A 19692-nucleotide genomic window follows, 5' to 3' on the forward strand; every position below is an offset into this window, starting at 1 on the left:
ATAAGTAGTATTAAGATTTAAAGTCCTTAGTTGTGTTAAACTCATTATTATATGTAAAGATATTCAATATTCCTTTCATAATAATTTGGGTAATTGCAACTGGGGTTTTCTGTACAATTCGGTTTAAGTTTATTAACTTTCGGCTGTTCAAATATGGAATAAAGACACTACTTAACCTAAAATGCAATGGTCATAGTGGCATAATTACTCACATTCAAGCATTTGCAACGGTTATCTTGGGAACAGTTGGTCTTGGGACAATATCTGGAGTTGCAATTGCCATAACAATAGGGGGGCCCAGTGCAATTTTTTGGATGATAGTAACTGGAATACTTGGTATGTCAATAAAGTTTGCTGAAGTAGTGCTTGCATTTACCTATCGCGCCAAAAGTACAACTGGCGGAGCTTTTTATTACATGAAACACGGGATCGCAAAAATTGGATTTGTAAAAACTGGCAAAGTCCTTGCATTTATATATGCTGTTATGCTTCTAATTGCTATGATTTTGGGTGGCATACCATTTCAAGCAAATCAAATAGCAGCATTATCAAGCAGCCTTTTTGAATACAACGCATCTATTATTATATCACTGCTTGTTCTAATAGTAATTCTTGGAGGAATAAAACGTATTGCTTTTGTATCAACAGGGTTAGCTCCAGTTATGATAATATTATACATAGCCATGTGCATATATGTAATTTGTTTGAATGGAAGTAATTTGATGAATGCTTTATCGATAATATTCCAAGATATTTTCAATAAATCAGCTATAAGCGGAGGGATATTGAGCGGGTTAATAGCCGGGGTGAGAAGGTCAGTATTTGCTAATGAAGCAGGCACTGGAACAGCAGCTATAGCACACTCAGCTGTCAAAGAGAAAGATCCAATTAAAGTTGGTTGTGTTGCAATGATTGCACCGTTTATAGATACAATATTAATCTCATTTTTGACTGGTATAGTAATAATAATCACTGGTATGCATAATACTGAAAATGTTGGTGATATTACCTTAATCAGTTCAATATTTTCAACAGCTTTGCCATTGTTTAGCAAATCTGTTTTTCCGCTAATAATGTTTTCCTTTGCATTTTCAACAATAATTGCTTATTGTTACTACTGTGAAGTTGCTTTGCTGTACTTATTTGATAGTAAAAAAGTACTGATATTATTTCAAATTTTTATAGTTGTTTCAGTGTATGTTAGCTGCATGTCAAAAAATATAGAGTTTATATCTTGTTTAGGTGACAGTTTATTTATGTGTCTAATGATTCCAAATGCTGTTGCAATATATTTACTGAGGGGAAAAATCTTAAGTGCGATAGATTCTTTTTACAGTTCTAAAAGGTGCTAAATGATTTATAGATTGCTTTATATAGTGTTATTTTGTCTATTTTTTAATAACGTGTATGCTACAGATTTTTGTGAAAGTTGTGATGTGGTATTAAACGGGGTAAGTACTTTCATGGATGAAGTACTGTTTTTCAAGGTTTTTCACATACCATTTATAATACTTCTGCTAGCATTTGGTTATGTATTTTTAACTATCCGTTTTAAATTTCTCAACATCAGAATGTTGAAGCATGCATTTGCTATTTTATGTGGCAAATATGACACAGATCATCACGATGGTCACATCACACATTTTCAGGCGTTTATAACTGCTCTTTCCAGCACAGTGGGCCTTGGAACTGTTGCAGGTGTTGCAATTGCAGTTTCCATGGGAGGGCCAGGAGCAGTTCCATGGATGATGATCACAGGCTTTTTTGGTATGTCAGCAAAATTTGCCGAGGTAACATTAGCATTTAGGCACAGAACGGAGGGTCGGGAGCAATTATTTAGTGGTCCTTTTCAATATATAAGAAACGGCTTGGAAGAGTTTGGGTTAAAAAAACTTGGTATTGTTTTGGCTGCAGTTTATGCGGTGTTTTTTATATTGTCGGGCCTTGGTGGAAGTGTAGCATTTCAAACTAATCAAATGGTTTCAATCTTATCTGGTCATTCAGATTGGGTAGATAGCCACCCTTGGTTTCTTTCTGCAATAATCTCTGCATTGCTTGCTTTAGTGATTATTGGAGGAATTAAAAGAATAGCAGTAGTGTCTTCTGCATTAGTACCAATCATGTCACTTATATACATTCTTAGTTGTATTACAATTATTATTTTCAACATTCATAACTTTGGTAATGCGTTTAAGATATTATTTTCTAGCATGATAGATTTCGATGCTGTTGGTGGAGGAGTGGTAGGTGCGTTTGTTGCGGGAATTAAGAGAGCAATTTTTGCTAGTGAAGCCGGTGTTGGTTCTGCTGCAATTACACACGCGGCTGTTAAAGATAAAGAACCAGTAAGAACTGGGCTTGTTGCTATGATAGAGCCGTGCTTTGATACTATGTTAATTTGCTGTTTAACGGGAATAACAATAGTCATCACTGGTGCATATCAAACGAGCTCTGGTGAGGGAATATTAATTACCCAAAAGGCATTTGAGACAGTCTCTCCTTGGTTTCCTATACTTTTAACAATCGCAGCACCTTTGTTCGCATTTTCTTCAGTAATTTCATTTGTGTATTGCTGTGAAATGGGATGGTTATATTTATTTGGTGCAAAAAGTGTTGTATTATATCGCATGGCGGTAGTGGTTGTAGCATTTTTCTCAGGTTTATCTAGGGATATAATGACTATTTCAAATATAGGGGGAACTTTATTCTCTTGTTTAGCTCTGATTAACATGACAGCACTTATATTGTTTAGCAATAAAATCCACAATGAAGTTAAGTGCTACCTAGGAAGGCTGAAAGATAACAGGGTTAATTAGAGTGTGTAGCTATACAATGGTGTCATTCCAGTGCTTGACACTGGGATAGCAAAGGGGGGGCGCTCGGATGACAACTCCCACTAAAATGACACCAAGGATGTGTATATAATGGAAAAATATGTAATTCTTATATTATCCTACATATTAGGCTCAATACCGTTTAGTTTAATTATCGCAAAGATAAAAGGTATAAATTTAAGAGAAGTGGGGTCGGGAAATATCGGCGCTACAAATGTTGCAAGAACAGGGAATAAAGCGCTTGCTGCTTTAGCGCTATTGCTGGATTCCTTTAAAGGGTTTATTGCAGTTTATATTGCACAACAGTTTTTTAAATGTAATGGTGATAATTTGTACATATATGCATCTGCTATTTTAGCAGTTTTAGGCCACATGTTTCCTATATGGCTAAAATTCAGTGGAGGTAAAGGAGTTGCAACAACCCTAGGAGTGCTGATAGCATTTAATGTACCTGTAACATTAGTGTTCATATTTACTTGGCTGGTAATATTCTTTACCTTTCGATATTCCTCTCTGGCTTCATTAACTGCAATTACAATGGCTGCTATATCATCCTTATTTCTTCAAAGGGATTCATTCTTAGCTCTATCAATTTTAGCAATACTAATTTTTTTGAAGCACCATAAAAATATTGCTAACCTTATACATGGTAAAGAACATAAGTTTTCACGTTAGCATGTTAACTATCTCTTTTACTTGAGAAAGAACGTGTTCTTTGCTTACACTGGTATCGATGGTAAAATTACTTCGCTCTCTTTTTTTTTCGATGGATAGCTGAGTATTAAGAATTAAGTCTAGTTTTTCTTTGTCAATATTGCGCTCACTAAGTCTTCGCTGTTGCACAGCATCATCTGCATGAACAAAAATAATCAAGTCGCAGTACGAATCAAGCTTTGCTTCCAATAAAAGCGGAATATCTAAAACCAAGAGTTTTTTATTGTCGTTTTTCTCTTTGTCAATAAAGAGTTCTAGCTTATGTGAAACGATAGAATGCACCAAAGACTGGAACTTTATCCAATTCTCATCATGTGCTAAGAAATACTTAGATAGAGCTATCCTATCTATTTCATTATTTACCACTGCTTCAGGGAAATTTTCTTCCGCGTAGCTTATTAATCTTGTGTCTTCCTTGTAGAGTTGATGTACAACAGAATCAGCATCAAATATGGCAGCACCAAATTTTTTAAAGTAATTGGCTACAAAGCTCTTCCCCACTGCAATTCCACCTGTAAAACCTATTATCACGTTTTAACTAGATTTCAATTTAGATAAGAAGAGATAATCCTGATAAAACTTATTTGCAGCAAGCTTCTTTACGTTCTGATTATCGGTTTTTTCTTTCCTGTATCCAAGTTTATATCCTATTGAATCTTTATATGCACCAATCGTTCTGTACATTTTATTAATTTCTCTAGGAAAGAAATCATTAGCAATAATAACACATAACCCTGTTATTACTGTAAAAACCAGAGTAGTAAACACTACGCTTTGCACAAAACTTTTGTTGTTAGTTTTTTTTTCTTCCACTTTATGGGAATTTTCCGCTTTTCTTGGATACTCGTACCATGTATTATTGCAGTTTGTGCACTTTACCTTTTTTCCAGACTCACCTATCTGACCTGGAGATATTAGGTATATCTTAGCACAGTTATTACATTGTATTTTCATCGTATAAAGTGATATAGAGCTACAGTTTAATATTATAACAAGAAATATGCAACTAAAATCAATACAGGACGATATAGAAGATATCTGGAATAGTAAAGATAAATTAAGTAATTGTAGTATAAAAAAAGCGGCAAAAGTAACAGTTGGAAAAGTAATAGAGCTGCTTGACAGTGGTAAAATTAGAGTAGCAGAAAAGCTGTCAAGTGGAGAGTGGATAACGAATACATGGATAAAGCAGGCAATATTATTACACTTTTTTACCGAAGAAAGCAAAATGTTGGATGGGTGGTTTGATAAGATCAAAAATAAGTTTGATGGATGGAGTGAAGAAAGATTTCGTCAGTCAAAAATCAGAGCAGTTCCTGGGTGTTTTGTCCGTCAGTCTGCCTACATAGATGAAAACGTTGTTCTTATGCCAAGTTTTATAAATGTTGGTGCATATATTGACTCAGGAACAATGATAGATACCTGGTCAACCATTGGTAGCTGTGCACAAATAGGAAAGAATTGTCATATTTCTGGTGGAGTGGGAATAGGCGGGGTTTTAGAACCGATTCATGACTCTCCTGTTATTATAGAAGATAATTGCTTTATTGGAGCGCGTAGTGAGGTAGCTGAAGGTGTTATAGTAAAAGAAGGATCAGTTCTCGGTATGGGAGTGTTTATTGGAGCATCAACAAAGATTGTTGATAGAGAAACAAGAGAGATATTCTACGGCAAAGTACCACCTTATTCTGTAGTAGTACCAGGATCTATGCCATCAAAGAATAATATTTCTCTTAACTGTGCGGTTATAGTAAAAAAAGTGGATGAAAAAACAAGGTCAAAAACCTCTATAAATGAGATATTGAGAGAGTATTGCTGACCTTGTTTGTTCTGTAAAGATCACACCAACAATTTACTATCTTTTTAATGTCTTGTTCCTTTGTTTTTGTGCCTATACTAACTCTAATCGAGCATTCTGCCTGTTCTTTTGTTGCTCCCATTGCAAGTAATACATGAGAAGGTTCTACTTTTCCAGAGGAGCATGCAGAGCCAATGCTAACTGCAATATTATTTAAATCAAAATGCATGAGTTGCACATCACTCTTTACTCCAGGCATATAAATAAAGCTAGTGTTTGGCAGTCTATTAGAGCTTTGACCAAAAATTTTTACCTCGTTAGTAAAATTTAATAACTCATGCTCCAATTGATCACGCAATACCTTTATTTCGTTTGTTTTTGATATAAGGTCAGGAATGTCTTGTAAAGCAGCAGAAAGAGCGGCAATTGCCACAATATTTTCTGTGCCGCCACGCAATCCTTTTTCTTGACCACCACCTGTTATAATAGGTTCTATTGCAAGTTTTTTATCAAAGATTAAAACTCCACTACCTGCAATACCACCGAACTTGTGAGCTGATAGAGTAAGTAAATCAACTTTCAAGTCTTCCATATTAACCTCAATCTTTCCGACACATTGAGCGGCATCAGTGTGACAAATTGCTCCAAATTTGTGGGCTAATTCAGCTATTTCCTTAAGTGGCTGAATGACACCAGTTTCGTTGTTGGCCATAATTACCGAAACTAGCATTCTATCTTCCTTGAACTTTGTTAAGATTTTTTCCAATTCTATAAGATTAATAACTCCATCTTGATTAACTGGTATTATGTGGGCGTTACATGCAGAATTAATAATTGAAGGATGCTCTATTGCTGAAATTATATGCTGATAGCCTTTTATTCCTTTCATTACTAGATTATTTGCTTCAGTTGCACCAGATGTGAAAACTACTTCTTTATCATTTTGGACAACAATAAATCTACGTACATTATCTCTTGCATCTTGAAGAATTTTCCTTGCTTCCTGTCCTTTCTTATGCAGTGATGATGGATTAAGTGCTTGTTTTGATAAAACTTCAATTATGCTTTTTTTTACATTTTCGCTAATTGGAGTTGTTGAATTGTAATCGGCATATATATGATCGTTATTTTCCATAGATCTGGGGTTTACAGGCAATTTGACTATATTATATGGTAAATTTATCAATCTTATCAATAACTGCTTTCTTCTATAATTTACTTATGAATTAGCTACATCTAAACTGTAACTTTCGATTTTACCCAGTGGTACAATTTACTGATTTTACCATCTTGTCCTAACATGCCAGAATGATTTTTATAGAAAGTGTCAACTATTAGCTTGATAGAGCCTATAGCAGCGGAAAATACTGGATTTTTATCATATTCACCATCAAGACCGCTGATAGATTCAGGACATCCAATACGTACTTGCTTATTTAACACATAACCTGCAATTTCTTTCATGCCTGCAAGCTGGCTTGTTCCACCTGTAATTACTACCTTATTAATTGGATCTTTTTGTTCTTTAAGTTGATCTCTTACCATTTCAAGTATTTCCTCAATCCTTGGTCTTATTATATTAATAAGCTCAGATTTAAGCACTTGAGTAGAATCATCATTCTCATTGCTTTGCACTGTAATATGCTCATGTTCATCTATTGAAGTGATGATAGTGCTACCATATAATATCTTTACACGCTCTGAGTATTCTATGCTTGTACATAGCCCATAAGCAATGTCTCGGGTGATATGAATACCACCAATTGGAATACTGTTTGCATAGACCAGCTTTCCTCTTTTGAAAATTCCAATTGCAGTACATCCTCCACCTATATCGATAATAGCAGTTCCAAGCTCTTTTTCATCGTAGCTTAAGCATGCAAACCCCGCAGAGCAGGAAGAAGCAATGCAGCCTGCCATACTTAATCCACTGTTATTAGCTATACAATTTTCAATATTGGTCAGTGCAGGGCGCGAAGCAGTTACTACATTGACATCAACGGATAACCTTTTGCCATATAATCCCCTTACTTCCGCTATATCAGCCATATCATCCAAGTGATATTTCAGTGGTATATTGTGAACAATGACGTTCTCTTCAATGTATTTTTCAAACGTTTGAAAGACTACACGTTTTATGTCTCGATCAGAAATTTCATGGTTGGCTGCAATAATTTCGTTATGAACATTAAAAGATGAGATACCACACCCAGCGACGCTTATATATATTTGATCTATTGTTTCCCCTGACACTTGTTCAGCTAAACCTATAGTTGATGAGATTGAATAATTTGCCTGCTTTACGTTAGTAATTGACCCGCCACTGATACCTTCTGCAATCTTGTAACCTATACCTGTTACCTTGCAGCTAAAATTACCACCTATCTTAACAATTAGGCAAATGATCTTTGTTGTGCCTATATCTAAAATGGCAAAAACATTTCTCTTTGGCTTTACTATTACTGCAGAGTACATCCATTAACCTTATTATACAACTTCATTTTAATTGTAGCCCTCTTAATAATTTATATTTCTATTATAAAAATACAACAACACTTTTTAAGCTATGGACAAATGGAGAAGTGAAAACATATAATTATCAAATATATAATTATAATTTTTATGCCTGCATTACCAATTGTAATCGCTCCTGATGAAAGATTAATTACACGTGCCAATGAAATAACAGATATAAACGATAAAGTTAAAGAATTAGTAAATAACATGTTCCAAACTATGTATAAAGCGGATGGTCTTGGTTTAGCTGCAGTGCAAGTTGGAGCGATGGAGAGAGTGTTTGTTATGGATATTCAGTCAGAAAAAGATGAGCTAGCAGGATATGAATCAACAGGTAAGTTTTGCATGATTAACCCTGAGATTACAGAGCTATCAGATGAAAAGGTGATTATGAAGGAGGGGTGTCTTTCAATTCCAGAACAAAGTTATGAAATAGAGCGTCCAAGATATTTGACGGTAAAATATCAAGATATAAATAGTGAAGAACATACTCTAAAGGCTAGTGGCTGGCTTGCAAGATGTATTCAGCATGAACTAGATCACTTAAATGGCATATTATACATTAGACATCTGTCTAAATTGAAGTATGATATGGCCATGAAAAAAGCACAGAAGGTTAAAAAGCATTATGAGCAATGAGGATCTGGAAATACTGAAATTCTATAGTGAAGTTGGCGTTGATTGCACACTTACAGAGGGTGAAGAGGAAAAAAAAGTTGCGTACGAACAAGGGTGTCGTCCGAGTAGCCTGACACTGGGATCCAGCAAATTTGTACCTGTAAATCAAGAAGAGACAATGGATTCCAGTGTTAAGCACTGGAATGACACAAAAGAGCCTAAAGACTTCTTTCCAAGTGAATGGATCATTGAAGCAAGAAAACTTGTAAGCCAGTGTAGTACCATAGATGAACTAAGGGATATAGTTAAATCGTTTGAAGGCTGTGAAATAAAAAAAACCGCAACAAATACTGTGTTTTCTGATGGCAACCCGAATGCGAAAATTATGCTTGTTGGTGAAGCACCAGGGGCTAACGAAGATGCTCAAGGAATACCATTTTGTGGTGCAAGTGGAATGCTGCTTGATAAGATGCTCAATGCAATTAATCTTGATCGCACTAAAGTTTACATAAGTAATACTGTATTTTGGCGACCACCTGGCAATAGAAAGCCAACTGATTTAGAGCTTGATATATGCAGACCTTTTGTGGAGAAGCATATTGCACTTGTTTCACCACAAATTTTAGTTTTAGTTGGTGGAATTGCGTGCTATAGCCTACTTGATAATACAAAGACTATATCTACTCTGCGTGGTAGATTTTATACTTACACTAATCGATATTTATCCAATCCAATTACTACAGCCGCTATATTCCACCCAGCTTATCTTCTTCGTCAGCCAATGCAAAAAAGATTAGCCTGGGAAGATTTAAAGAAGATTAGGGAGTATGTTGACAACAGCATAACTCAATAGGCTTCTTCTAAGGAAGCCAACAATTTATATATTGCATAAAAGCACATATTGCCATACTATTCCAATAGATAGTAGGACAAGGAGTTTGTTGTGAGTTTTACTTTACCTGAATTGCCATATGATAAAGCAGCTTTAGAGCCTTACATATCCGCAAAAACTTTAGATTTTCATTATGACAAGCATCATAAGGGATATTTAACTAAACTCAACGAGTTGGTTGAAAATACAGATTATAAAAATATGGAAATCGATGAGGTGATAACAGAAGTTCATGGCGATAGCAGTAAAGTTCCAATATTTAACAATGCAGCACAGGTTTGGAATCATACATTTTATTGGAACTCAATGAAAAAAAATGGTGGTGGTAAGCCGGAAGAAGGTAGCCTTCTAGCAAAAAAAGTCAAGGATGATATTGGTGGATTTGATAAATTTTATGAAGAATTTTCCAATAATGGAATTGGTCAATTTGGCAGTGGCTGGGTGTGGCTAGTGCTTGAAAAAGGCAAGTTGAAAATTACTAAAACTCCGAATGCGGATTTACCATTAACGCATGGTCAAGTGCCACTGCTCACTATGGATGTTTGGGAGCATGCGTATTATCTTGATTGCCAAAACCGCAGAGTTGACTATATAAAAGTTTTTCTTGATCACTTAATCAATTGGGATTTTGCGGAAGAGAATTTGAAAAATAACACATAACATTATAATAATGAGCATACCTGAGGTAACAACACTAGATAACGGTTTACGTATTATAACTGAGCGAGTTCGTGATGTTGATTCTGTGGCTATGAGCATACGGGTTGGTGTTGGCAGTAGAGCTGAAAATGCAAATCAAAACGGAATATCTCATTTTTTAGAACACATGGCTTTCAAAGGTACGAAAACCAGAACTGCATTTGAAATTGCAAAAGCTTTTGATGACATAGGTGGAGTATTTAATGCTTGCACTGGTAGAGAAAGCACTACTTACTATGCAAAAGTTCTCAAGAAGGATATAAAAACTGGTATTGATATATTAATAGATATATTGATGAATTCTACATTCCCAGAAGATGAACTAGAGCGCGAAAAAGGTGTTGTGATACAAGAAATTTTTCAGACTAATGACTCACCAAGTGATATCATTTTCGATAAATATTTTGAAGCGGCTTATAAAGAGCAGCCGTTTGGTAGATCAATTTTAGGGACGCAAGATACAGTCAAGTCATTCACTAGGGAAAATCTAAATGATTATATAAATGAGCACTACTTTGGTAAAAATATGTTGCTTGCTGTTGCAGGAAATATTGAACATGAGGAAGTTGTTGCGTTAGCTAAGGACTGTTTATCAAAAATTCACTCTGAAGAATTGAAGCAAAAACAAAATGCAGCCTACACCGGTGGTGAATATTTGGAGCACCGCAAACTTGATCAAGTACACCTGCTAATCGGCCTACCTAGTGTGTCTCGCTATGATGATAGGTATTATGCATTTCAAGTGCTAGATGCAATACTAGGAAGCGGAATGTCGTCACGTTTATTTCAAGAGATCAGAGAAAAGCAAGGGCTTGCTTATTCTGTGTATTCATTTAATTCCAGCTATGCTGATACAGGAGTGTTTTCTATTTTTGCTGGTACAGACAACAGCAATTTAGACAAGCTTTTGAGATCAGTGACAGCAGAATTAAAGAAATTATCTACAAATGACTTAAAGGAAGAAGAAGTAAACAGAGTTAAGGAAAGGATAAAATCCCAAGTTTTAATGTCCCGTGAAAGTGTTAGCTCTCGTGCTGAAACACTCGGCCACTATTATGGTAATTATGATAGATACATCAGCAAAGATGAATTAATAGAAAAAATTGGTGCTGTGGGTGTTAGTGATGTAAAAAAAGCAGCAGAAGAGTTGCTTTCTCAACATAAAAAAACCACTTTAGCTGCAATTGGAGAGATTGGTTCATTACCAGGTTATGATAAATTGGTTTCTATGCTTAAATCTTAGCAAATTATGCTGATTGCTGGAGTTTGTTGTAAATGTCACAAAATGGATCAAAAACTCTTTCAATGAAGAGTTTACTTGGCGGTTCCCCACAAGCATTATCTCTGATATGATTGAAAAGTTTTTTTGCAGGCTTTTCATCCTTTTGTAGGAACGAGTAGCTTTCCACTGCTTGCATCATAGACAAAAAAGTTAAAACCCCTCCTACAACCAAAGCAAATACAGAACATGCTGTAGCTCCAATAGCAATAAATGATAACCCTATTAATAAACCAACAGCTGAAGCGCAAAATGCCCACTGATGTTTTTCTCTATTACAACTAACCATAAATGCCTCACACAAATTATAGTTACATCATACCAACATTATCATGTATCGTCAAACTTTTGCACTTGATGTAAGTATTGAAATCTCCAAGCTTATGCTATAACCTTAACTAATTCAGATAAAAGTTAGAAATGAATAAAATAGGATTCCTGGCTATTTTTGCCTTAGTGATTAGCAGTCAAATTGGCTCTGGAATTTTTATGCTGCCGATCAGCCTTGCTCCATATGGTGTTTATAGCGCTTTCAGTTGGATAATATCTGGATGTGGTGCAATATCGCTGGCTTTGGTTTTTGCCTTGCTTTGTGCAAAATTTCCAGAAACCGGTGGCCCTCATGTTTATGTAAAGCATGCTTTTGGTCCAACAGCAGCTTTTTTTGTTGGTTGGACATATTGGGTAATCTCATGGGTCAGCACAACGGCTGTGATAGTTGCAAGTATTGGCTATATTACGCCACTTTTTCCTGGTGATATTCAAAACGTACGTTTATTTTTAGAGATATTATTATTTACAGTCATTACATTAATAAATTTAAGGGGAGCAACCACTGCTGGATCTGTTGAGTTATTGCTAATGATCTTTAAAATTACAGCATTGCTTGCTATACCTATTACAGCATTGTTCTTCTTCAATAGGAATAATTTTGTGACAAGTGAAGAGATATCAAGCCTTGCAACTTCCCAAATTCTTGCTCGCTCTACGTTACTTACCATGTGGTGTTTTATTGGACTTGAATCAGCAACAGCACCGGCCGGATCTGTTAATAATCCAGGCAAAACTATACCAAGAGCCATAGTGCTTGGTACAATTTGTGTTGCTATCATATATTTTATTAATAGCTTCTCAATTATGGGATTAATAAACGGTAATGACTTAGCTCATTCAAAAGCTCCATATGTTGATGCAATAAAAATTATGTTCCCAGGTAATTGGCACTTAATTGTTTCTGTTGTTGCATTTATTGTCTGCATTGGCAGTTTAAATGCATGGGTATTAGCAAGCGGGCAAGTGGCTCTTGGTCTTGCTGAGGAAAAGCTTATGCCACAATTCTTTGCTAGAAGAAACAAGCATGATTCACCTTTTTGGGGTATAACAATCAGCTCAATTGGCACTGCAATTTTACTTATCCTCACTTCAAGCAATAACTTTGCTAGCCAGATTACATCAATTATTGACTTTTCTGTGATATCATTTTTATTTGTGTATCTTGCATGCAGCTTTGCTTTTCTTAAAGTGGCTACGCAAGATAAGAATTATTACAAACTTTTAATTGGCGGAGTAGCAACAGCCTTTTGCTGCTGGATAATATTTGAAACTTCTATTGGTACCTTATTGATTTCCAGCTTATTTACCGCAAGTGGCATACCTATTTATCTATTTTGGTATCGCAGAATAAATATTAAAAACTTCAGCTATAGTGTATGAAAATTTTAGTAGATTATGAACTTTAAGCAAGAGATCAGATTTTTTTCTTTATATTTCTTAATTTTATTTGCTCTATGGATTATATTATCTGGTTATTTTGAGCCATTCTTTATTTTATGTGGAATATCCTCATCAATATTGACATTATTTATCTTTAGAAGGCTAGTAAATGCTGAAAAATCCCTAAATAAAATTTTAAATAGTAAGAAAAAGTTGTCGTTTTGGAGGCTAATTATTTATATACCGTGGCTAATGTACCAAATCATTCTATCAAGTATTTATGTAGCAAAACAAGTGCTACAATTTAAACTTAAACTTGAGCCAATAGTCATTCAAAAGAAATGCAAGGGGCATAATGATCGAAGTATCGCATTATTTGCCAATTCAATCACCATTACCCCTGGAACTCTCACGGTCAATGTTGAAAAAACATATTTATCTACCATATGCATAATAAATAAAAGTCTTGAGAGCGGCATTTCCGAAGTAGAAAACCAAGTCTTAAAAACATTTAAGTGATTGCTTTAAATAAGCTAACAGCATCTTTATATTCTCTTACAAGACTTTCAAGCATTTCTTTTGGAAGACTATTGTCAACAACAGAGCATAGATAGTTGTAAAAATCTTCCAATCTTGCTATATTGTTTTTCTTTCTACTATTAAATTTATATGGAAAAATATCTTCCATAACTTCAATAGTAGTAGCCTTGTTTAAAAACACATTTTCGCTTGTTACACTTACTTTTGCTAGAATCGTGCTAATTTCAGGTTCATCATTTTTATAAAAATCCGATAACTGAGTCATTTTTATAACATACAGAGTTACTATTTTTGACAAGCAATTGTCAGCATATTCACAATTTTTTATTACCTCCCACTGAGTAACCTGAGATTTGCTTACTTTTGCGTTATTTGGTAATTTGCTCATTCAACTTTCTCCATTTAATCCAGTGAACAAATTATACTAATATTTCGTTAAGGAATTGATAACATGATCATGAAAATATATACTATTAATAGTATATATCTTGAAAATCATACAATATTATGGAAATTAACTATTTTAGTTAATTTATTAATAATATATATTAATAAATGGTTAATTCCTTATACAGTACGCTGACGCTTTGCTGCTGCTTGCTCTATTTTGAGATCTTCTTCAATACGCTGGCGCTTTGCGACTGGTTCTGGTGCTATTTCTTCTACGTCTGTTTCATCTACTAAATATTCTTTTATATTAAATTCCCCTGATTCTGGAAGGTGAATATCTTGCTCATCATCGTTTAATGGTTGTAATATAATAGGTGATTTATCAACTATCTCTTCCATATCTTCTGGTGAAATACCGCAAAAGGTGTTTAAATTTAGCTCATCTTCTAGTTCTAATAGTCCTTCTGCTAGTGAGGCTTCGTCTACTAGTGAGTCATCGTCTAACGGTAAGTCTAATAAAGTAGGGTCCAGATCTTCCCAATCACCAGAAGGTTCCGTAGGTTGTGATAAAGCACAAGTTGACGATGAGCCAGGTAAACCAGGATCTAGCTCATCACAACTGTCAGCAGTTTTAGATAGGTCTTTATGGTCTAATTCGTGATAATTAATAATATTATCTATCTCTTCTTCTGATTCTAATGGCTCCTCTGATAGTGAAGCACCGCTTAACGGTGAGCCAGGTAAACCAGAGTCCAACTCAATATAACTGCCAACGATTTTAGGTAGGTCTTCATGGTCTGATTCGTAATAAATTATATTATCTACCTCCTCTTGCTCTAATGGTTCTTCTTCTAGTGAAGCACTGCTTAGCGGTGAGCCAGATAAACCAGAGTCCAACTCAATATAACTGCCAACAGAGTTCCCTTAGGTTGTGGTAAAGCCTCTTCTTTCTCTAATGGTTCTTCTAAATTGCTTTTATTATTTAAGTAATACTTTAGAGCACGCCGATTCTTGAGTATTCCTTTTGTAAATTTCTCATGTAAATATTCCACATAATCTTTATTTTGTTGAGAATCTAATTTACCAAGCAGTTCTGTAAATAAAGTAGAACTATTATCAGCAACAGCATTTAGCACATTACATGCAAACTCTTTATCACTCTGAAACACACTGATAAACGATTCGGCACTTGCATTTAGTATGTAAAACATAGCCGTGACACGTTGGTTTGCTACCGTTAGGTCAATATACTTCATTTGGTCATTATTGTTAAGCATATTAAATTCTTTTGTGAATTCTTCTTTGTGCTTTGTTGTTTTGCTTGCGTTCGCTAATTTATTTAATTTTTCAAAATCTTTGTTAACTTTACTATTTTTATCACTTGGGTAAAAATAATGCTCTAGAATACTCTTAGCCCCAATTATCCCTTTTTTTATTTTCTCTTCTAAGTATTTTCTAAAACCTTCCTTCTGCTGAATATCTAACTGAGTAAGCAGCGTTTTAGATACAGTAGATTTAAGGCTCACACGATAAAGTGCATCAAATGTGAACTCTTTATTATTATTGTGAAGTAAGTTACTGAGTATTTTGTAGCCTTTCGTTTCTAGTATGTAAGACATAGTTTTAACATTCTTACTTTCTACCGTTTTATTGTAATAGTGGTCTTTAAGCTCTCTAGGAAGTTTTTTGAATTTTTCTTGGAATTTGTCTTTTTGGCTTCCACTCACTAATTCATTTAATTCTTCAACTATAACATTATTGGGCATTTCCTTACTACTTTTATTATTTTGGGAAAGGTGCTTTAGAATTTTCTTTGCTCCTTTTGTATTTTTTTTCTCTGAGTATTTTTTACAAACTTTCTTTTGTTGAGTATCTAAATTATTAAGCAGCGTGCGCCATAAAGGCAGTTTCCGATCAGCAGCAGTATATAGTGTATCAGATGCAAACTTTTCATAATGATCAAACAGCTCTTTAAATGTTTTAATCGCCTCATCTTCATCCATTTCATCTAGTATATAACACATAGCTTTGGCATGCTCATTTTCTACCGTTAGACTGATATACCGCTCTTTTTGATAATCGCTCAGTTTATTGAATTCTTCTCTAAATTCTTTTATTTTATCTTTTATTAACTTATTTAATTTTTTAACATATAAGTAACAATAACGTTTTAGAATATGCTGAGCCTGAACTTCTCCTCTTTCTTTTTTCTTCTCTAAGTATTTTTCAAAACCTTCCTCCTGTTGAGTATCTAATATACTCCTAAGAAACTCCCTCAATTAGTTCTTCTTGTTGAATCAAGATATAACCAAGTTCCCGTGCCTTCTTGACCAAGTTTTTTACAACTCTCTCTTTATAACATGTTTCATAATATTCCATCCCTTTTTCCACATACTCCTGCCCGTATTTCAACATTTGATAAAAGATACATGCTAATTTTCTTGCCGTCGCAGTAATTGCTTTTATTGGTCCTAGTCGTTTTTTTAATTTCCTACAATACGCACCTAATGCACTCTTACTACCTCCCACAGAATAAGCAGCCATTCTAAAAGCATTTGTAGCGCGGTTAATAACTTTACGAGTTTTTGTTCCTAATACTTTTTCCCCTGTAATCTTATTACCAGGGCTGAGTCCCAACCATGAGGTAAAATGCTTTTCTGATCGCCATTTACTATGATCAATACCAACCTCTGAAATAATAGTTTGCACAGTTAACACATCAAATCCAGGAATTTTGGTAAAATCTGTACCAGTTACCCGATACAATTCTTCACGCAAAGTGAAGTTTGGTCTGCCTCTTCTAGACTTATTTTTTTCCCTACCTAACTCTTTACTTTCATCAGACTTCGTTTCCAATGTTTTATAATAATTTTCTATACTTTTATCACATTCAATTATTTTCTCTTGAAAAAAATTATATGTTTCATATTCTTGCTTTAATACAAACAAATGTTCTTCTCTATAATCGCCTGTTAATGCTTTTGCTATAGTAGCCTTATCATTCTTCATATTCACACTTCTAAATTCAGCTAATTTTTCAGGATTCCTTTCACCTTCTACTATTGCTTTAATAATTTGCATTCCTGTAACACCAGTAATATCGCTTATAACTTTATGTAATTGGATATTCATTTGTATTAATGCCTTTTGCATACGATTGATATGTGTAGATGCATTTTCAATTAGGTTTTTACGTTGCCGAACATAACCACGTAATACACACATTTGATCATCTGGCCTAAATGATCCTTGAATCAATCCATAACTATGTAGCTGTTGAAGCCATTGGCAATCCTGGACATCTGACTTTCTTCCTGGCACATTTTTTACATGTCTTGCATTTGCCAGCTTTACCTCAAGTCCATATGTTTCAAGTACTTGGAACAAAGGAATCCAGTACACTCCTGTTGATTCCATAGCTATTGTAGTAACTTTGCACTTCTTTAACCACTTTGCTATATTATGAAGGTCTTCTGTAAAGCAGCTAAATTTTTGTATACGTTGCTCATCTCTTCCCTCTGGCACACATACATAATGTACAGCTGAACCAATGTCTATTCCTGCTGCGTTAGGGTTCATTACTTCTAATTTACTTTTTTTTGCTTTTTTCATGGCTTTTTTCATGATAGCTCCTATAATTTATAATAAGTAAAGCGCTTCAGCTTGGGGCGGTTGATAATACAATCTCCTAACCGAGGTAGTCTAAAAGACTCCATCAATGATCTGACCGTTCCTCCAAAACCACGCTAAACGACGGGCACTTATGGCACCAGTGAAGATTACGGTTATAACTGCAGAAGCGCTTCCTATAATTATACTTAAAAACTACTAAAAACTTAAATTGGGAGTTTTTTCCTGATTTGACAGATTTTTCTGTTCGGTGCTAAACAGTGTTTTAAATAAATCAGTAGATTCATTATAAACACAAGCTAGTGTATCAAATGCACGATCTCTTTTTTCCTTAAGCAGCTTTTCAAATTTTTCAATAGCTTTATCTTTTTTTGCTGCATGCAATAAGCGAGACATAGCTGTTGCAGGCTTATTTTCTACCGTTTCATTATAATATTGCTCTTGAATCTTAGGAGGAAATCTTTCGAGCTCTTCTCTTAGTTGTTCTATTCGGCATTGACGTCCACTCACTAATCTATTTAATTCTTCAAATTTTTTCTTATCAGCAGCACTAATCATTTCCTTACCAAAATTATTAATATACTAATATTATACTAATAATTTTAAATAAAAATACTAAAAAATTAACTAAATTGCAGATAAATCTGGATAATGCAAATTTATTTAGTAGTAATAGTATAAAATCTTGATATAATTCTATAGGGTGAGTAAAAAATCTACCCGGCGCGTAGAGAGCTATAATCCAGTTGACTGGGTCCTATAATCAAGTTATAGGATGGCAAGGGATAATTCCCTTCGAAAGCTATATCTCAAGATCTACAACTAAATACAACGGGACAAAGGTCCTTTCATTATTAAATAACTAGGAGGCATATATGAATTTCAATATTTTTAAAGAGAAAAAAGCATTTAATAAGTATTCCGCTTTACAGCTGATGATGGAGCCAAGCTGGAGTAGGCGAGATTATGTAAGTTTCGCTGAGGAAGGCTATATTAAAAATGTTATTGCTTTTCGTGCGATTAACATGGTTGCAAGTGCTGTAGCTTCAGTGCCTTTTATTCTCTGCCGGTTCACTGATCAGGGAAAATCACAACTGAAGATCCATCCATTATTAAAGTTACTTTCTGCTCCCAATCCAATAACATCAAAATCAGAATTTATAGAGGGTATTGTGACTTATCGATTGATAAGTGGTAATGCTTATATACTAATAATTGAATCGCAGAATCTGCCCAGAGAGCTTTATCTTCTACGTCCTGACCGAGTTGAAATTATTCCTGGGAAAAATAACATTCCTTATATGTATCGCTATACTGTCAATAACAACAGTTATGATTTTAAAGTTGATAAATTCACTGGACGCTCAGCGGTGCTACATCTAAAGACTTTTAACCCTTTAAATGATTGGTATGGGCTGTCACCAATTGAGGCGGCTTCGTATAGTATAGATCAGCATAATCAATCTGGTGCTTGGAACCAGGCAATGTTGCAAAATGGAGCCAGGCCAAGTGGTGCAATAGTTGTGAAGCCTGCAAAAGATGGCAGCGGTGGAACTTTAACTCAAACGCAATACCAACGCATAAAAGATCAGATAGATTGTTACTATTCAGGTCCAGAAAATGCTGGAAAACCAATATTGCTGGAGGGAGGGCTTGAATGGAAAGAAATGAGTTTATCACCAAGAGATATGGATTTCATTGAGTCCAAATATAGCTCAGCTCGCGACATTGCCTTAGCATTTGGGGTGCCGCCACAATTGCTTGGCATACCAGGTGATAACACTTACAGCAATTTAGTTGAAGCGCCGCCTATCACTCTGGGAGCAAACAGTTTTGCCAGCTCTGGAAAACATAGTCTGCCACTTAAACTCTTGGCTGGTACCAAAATTTGGTAAGGATTTGTGTTTATCATATGATAAAGATGCAATAGAAATTCTCATGGAGAAAAGGCAAAAAATGTGGAAATACGTAGAAAATGCAAGCTTTATGACACTCAACGAAAAAAGAGAAGCCTTCGGCCTACCACCACTGCCAGGTGGTGATGGGTTGGATTTGTAGCGTCACAATT

At 34.9% G+C, this 19692-nt stretch carries 20 protein-coding genes and 1 pseudogene; 11 read left to right on the plus strand and 10 right to left on the minus strand.

The window, feature by feature from the left end; translation table 11 throughout:
- Window positions 1–32: 32 nt before the first annotated feature.
- From HF197_RS01725 to plsY, 3 genes are all read left to right on the plus strand, one after another.
- Window positions 33–1352, plus strand: a complete 1320-nt coding sequence (locus tag HF197_RS01725; protein WP_168464030.1) for an alanine/glycine:cation symporter family protein — start codon at window positions 33–35, stop codon at window positions 1350–1352.
- Window positions 1353–2816, plus strand: a complete 1464-nt coding sequence (locus tag HF197_RS01730; protein WP_168464031.1) for an alanine/glycine:cation symporter family protein — start codon at window positions 1353–1355, stop codon at window positions 2814–2816.
- Between the two features lie 108 nt (window positions 2817–2924).
- Window positions 2925–3509 carry a glycerol-3-phosphate 1-O-acyltransferase PlsY gene (gene plsY, locus HF197_RS01735; RefSeq protein ID WP_168464032.1) on the plus strand — a complete coding sequence of 195 codons (585 nt, stop codon included), beginning with the start codon at window positions 2925–2927 and terminating at the stop codon, window positions 3507–3509.
- On the opposite strand, the gene coaE is transcribed toward plsY, so the two are convergent.
- Complete coding sequence (gene coaE, locus HF197_RS01740) at window positions 3501–4079, minus strand: dephospho-CoA kinase (protein ID WP_168464033.1); 579 nt, start codon at window positions 4077–4079, stop codon at window positions 3501–3503. The genes plsY and coaE overlap by 9 nt on opposite strands.
- A gap of 3 nt (window positions 4080–4082) precedes the next feature.
- Window positions 4083–4502: a zinc-ribbon domain-containing protein gene (locus tag HF197_RS01745; protein WP_168464034.1), complete on the minus strand. Its 420-nt coding sequence runs from the start codon at window positions 4500–4502 to the stop codon at window positions 4083–4085.
- 46 nt (window positions 4503–4548) lie between these two features.
- Between HF197_RS01745 and dapD the strand changes: the two genes are divergently transcribed.
- Window positions 4549–5367, plus strand: coding sequence for a 2,3,4,5-tetrahydropyridine-2,6-dicarboxylate N-succinyltransferase (gene dapD, locus HF197_RS01750; protein ID WP_168464035.1), 819 nt, complete (start codon window positions 4549–4551; stop codon window positions 5365–5367).
- Here the strand turns inward: dapD and HF197_RS01755 are convergent.
- A complete protein-coding gene (locus tag HF197_RS01755; RefSeq protein WP_168464036.1) occupies window positions 5336–6481 on the minus strand; it encodes a cysteine desulfurase family protein in 1146 nt (381 codons plus the stop codon). The genes dapD and HF197_RS01755 overlap by 32 nt on opposite strands.
- Window positions 6482–6582: 101 nt before the next feature.
- Entirely contained in the window at window positions 6583–7821 is a 1239-nt protein-coding gene (gene ftsA, locus HF197_RS01760; protein WP_168464037.1) for a cell division protein FtsA, read from the minus strand.
- 147 nt (window positions 7822–7968) lie between these two features.
- Here ftsA and def point away from each other — a divergent pair, with 147 nt between their 5' ends.
- From def to HF197_RS01780, 4 genes are all read left to right on the plus strand, one after another.
- Window positions 7969–8502 carry a peptide deformylase gene (gene def, locus HF197_RS01765; RefSeq protein WP_168464038.1) on the plus strand — a complete coding sequence of 178 codons (534 nt, stop codon included), beginning with the start codon at window positions 7969–7971 and terminating at the stop codon, window positions 8500–8502.
- Entirely contained in the window at window positions 8492–9334 is an 843-nt protein-coding gene (locus HF197_RS01770; RefSeq protein WP_168464039.1) for a uracil-DNA glycosylase, read from the plus strand. The genes def and HF197_RS01770 overlap by 11 nt, the downstream gene beginning before the upstream one ends.
- A gap of 90 nt (window positions 9335–9424) precedes the next feature.
- Complete coding sequence (locus HF197_RS01775) at window positions 9425–10033, plus strand: superoxide dismutase (protein WP_168464040.1); 609 nt, start codon at window positions 9425–9427, stop codon at window positions 10031–10033.
- Window positions 10034–10043: 10 nt separating this feature from the next.
- Window positions 10044–11315, plus strand: coding sequence for a M16 family metallopeptidase (locus tag HF197_RS01780; RefSeq protein ID WP_168464041.1), 1272 nt, complete (start codon window positions 10044–10046; stop codon window positions 11313–11315).
- Window positions 11316–11319: 4 nt separating this feature from the next.
- Here HF197_RS01780 and HF197_RS01785 read toward each other — a convergent pair whose 3' ends face one another.
- Entirely contained in the window at window positions 11320–11640 is a 321-nt protein-coding gene (locus HF197_RS01785) for a WD_0736 family protein (RefSeq protein WP_168464042.1), read from the minus strand.
- Window positions 11641–11771: 131 nt separating this feature from the next.
- On the opposite strand from HF197_RS01785, the gene HF197_RS01790 reads away from it, so the two are divergent.
- Window positions 11772–13064 (plus strand): APC family permease, encoded by a 1293-nt coding sequence (locus tag HF197_RS01790; RefSeq protein ID WP_168464043.1) that lies wholly within the window; start codon window positions 11772–11774, stop codon window positions 13062–13064.
- A gap of 15 nt (window positions 13065–13079) precedes the next feature.
- Window positions 13080–13583 carry a Na+/H+ antiporter subunit E gene (locus HF197_RS01795; RefSeq protein WP_168464044.1) on the plus strand — a complete coding sequence of 168 codons (504 nt, stop codon included), beginning with the start codon at window positions 13080–13082 and terminating at the stop codon, window positions 13581–13583.
- On the opposite strand, the gene HF197_RS01800 is transcribed toward HF197_RS01795, so the two are convergent.
- The 5 genes from HF197_RS01800 to HF197_RS01820 all read right to left on the minus strand — a co-directional run bounded on the left by HF197_RS01800 (window position 13576) and on the right by HF197_RS01820 (window position 18182).
- Window positions 13576–13992, minus strand: a complete 417-nt coding sequence (locus HF197_RS01800) for a hypothetical protein (RefSeq protein WP_168464045.1) — start codon at window positions 13990–13992, stop codon at window positions 13576–13578. The genes HF197_RS01795 and HF197_RS01800 overlap by 8 nt on opposite strands.
- A 179-nt stretch (window positions 13993–14171) precedes the next feature.
- Window positions 14172–14891 carry a hypothetical protein gene (locus HF197_RS01805; protein WP_168464046.1) on the minus strand — a complete coding sequence of 240 codons (720 nt, stop codon included), beginning with the start codon at window positions 14889–14891 and terminating at the stop codon, window positions 14172–14174.
- On the minus strand, window positions 14861–16273 hold the full coding sequence (locus HF197_RS01810; RefSeq protein ID WP_168464047.1) for a hypothetical protein: 1413 nt from the start codon (window positions 16271–16273) through the stop codon (window positions 14861–14863). The genes HF197_RS01805 and HF197_RS01810 overlap by 31 nt, the downstream gene beginning before the upstream one ends.
- Window positions 16257–17606, minus strand: a complete 1350-nt coding sequence (locus HF197_RS01815; protein WP_168464853.1) for an IS110 family RNA-guided transposase — start codon at window positions 17604–17606, stop codon at window positions 16257–16259. Before HF197_RS01815 ends, HF197_RS01810 begins: the two co-directional genes overlap by 17 nt.
- Window positions 17607–17822: 216 nt before the next feature.
- On the minus strand, window positions 17823–18182 hold the full coding sequence (locus HF197_RS01820) for a hypothetical protein (protein ID WP_168464048.1): 360 nt from the start codon (window positions 18180–18182) through the stop codon (window positions 17823–17825).
- A 317-nt stretch (window positions 18183–18499) separates the two neighbouring features.
- On the opposite strand from HF197_RS01820, the pseudogene HF197_RS01825 reads away from it, so the two are divergent.
- Window positions 18500–19682: pseudogene (locus tag HF197_RS01825) on the plus strand (phage portal protein).
- The last annotated feature ends 10 nt before the right edge of the window (window positions 19683–19692 follow it).

It is taken from the genome of Wolbachia endosymbiont of Ctenocephalides felis wCfeT (assembly GCF_012277295.1).
GTDB lineage: Bacteria > Pseudomonadota > Alphaproteobacteria > Rickettsiales > Anaplasmataceae > Wolbachia.

Excerpts from the sequence above, each read along its gene's own strand:
- HF197_RS01730 (WP_168464031.1), top strand. The coding sequence starts at position 1,353 with ATGATTTATAGATTGCTTTATATAGTGTTATTTTGTCTATTTTTTAAT.
- plsY (WP_168464032.1), top strand. The coding sequence starts at position 2,925 with ATGGAAAAATATGTAATTCTTATATTATCCTACATATTAGGCTCAATA.
- HF197_RS01745 (WP_168464034.1), bottom strand. The coding sequence starts at position 4,502 with ATGAAAATACAATGTAATAACTGTGCTAAGATATACCTAATATCTCCA.
- dapD (WP_168464035.1), top strand. The coding sequence starts at position 4,549 with ATGCAACTAAAATCAATACAGGACGATATAGAAGATATCTGGAATAGT.
- HF197_RS01755 (WP_168464036.1), bottom strand. The coding sequence starts at position 6,481 with ATGGAAAATAACGATCATATATATGCCGATTACAATTCAACAACTCCA.
- ftsA (WP_168464037.1), bottom strand. The coding sequence starts at position 7,821 with ATGTACTCTGCAGTAATAGTAAAGCCAAAGAGAAATGTTTTTGCCATT.
- def (WP_168464038.1), top strand. The coding sequence starts at position 7,969 with ATGCCTGCATTACCAATTGTAATCGCTCCTGATGAAAGATTAATTACA.
- HF197_RS01770 (WP_168464039.1), top strand. The coding sequence starts at position 8,492 with ATGAGCAATGAGGATCTGGAAATACTGAAATTCTATAGTGAAGTTGGC.
- HF197_RS01780 (WP_168464041.1), top strand. The coding sequence starts at position 10,044 with ATGAGCATACCTGAGGTAACAACACTAGATAACGGTTTACGTATTATA.
- HF197_RS01785 (WP_168464042.1), bottom strand. The coding sequence starts at position 11,640 with ATGGTTAGTTGTAATAGAGAAAAACATCAGTGGGCATTTTGCGCTTCA.
- HF197_RS01790 (WP_168464043.1), top strand. The coding sequence starts at position 11,772 with ATGAATAAAATAGGATTCCTGGCTATTTTTGCCTTAGTGATTAGCAGT.
- HF197_RS01795 (WP_168464044.1), top strand. The coding sequence starts at position 13,080 with ATGAACTTTAAGCAAGAGATCAGATTTTTTTCTTTATATTTCTTAATT.
- HF197_RS01800 (WP_168464045.1), bottom strand. The coding sequence starts at position 13,992 with ATGAGCAAATTACCAAATAACGCAAAAGTAAGCAAATCTCAGGTTACT.
- HF197_RS01815 (WP_168464853.1), bottom strand. The coding sequence starts at position 17,606 with ATGAAAAAAGCAAAAAAAAGTAAATTAGAAGTAATGAACCCTAACGCA.
- HF197_RS01820 (WP_168464048.1), bottom strand. The coding sequence starts at position 18,182 with ATGATTAGTGCTGCTGATAAGAAAAAATTTGAAGAATTAAATAGATTA.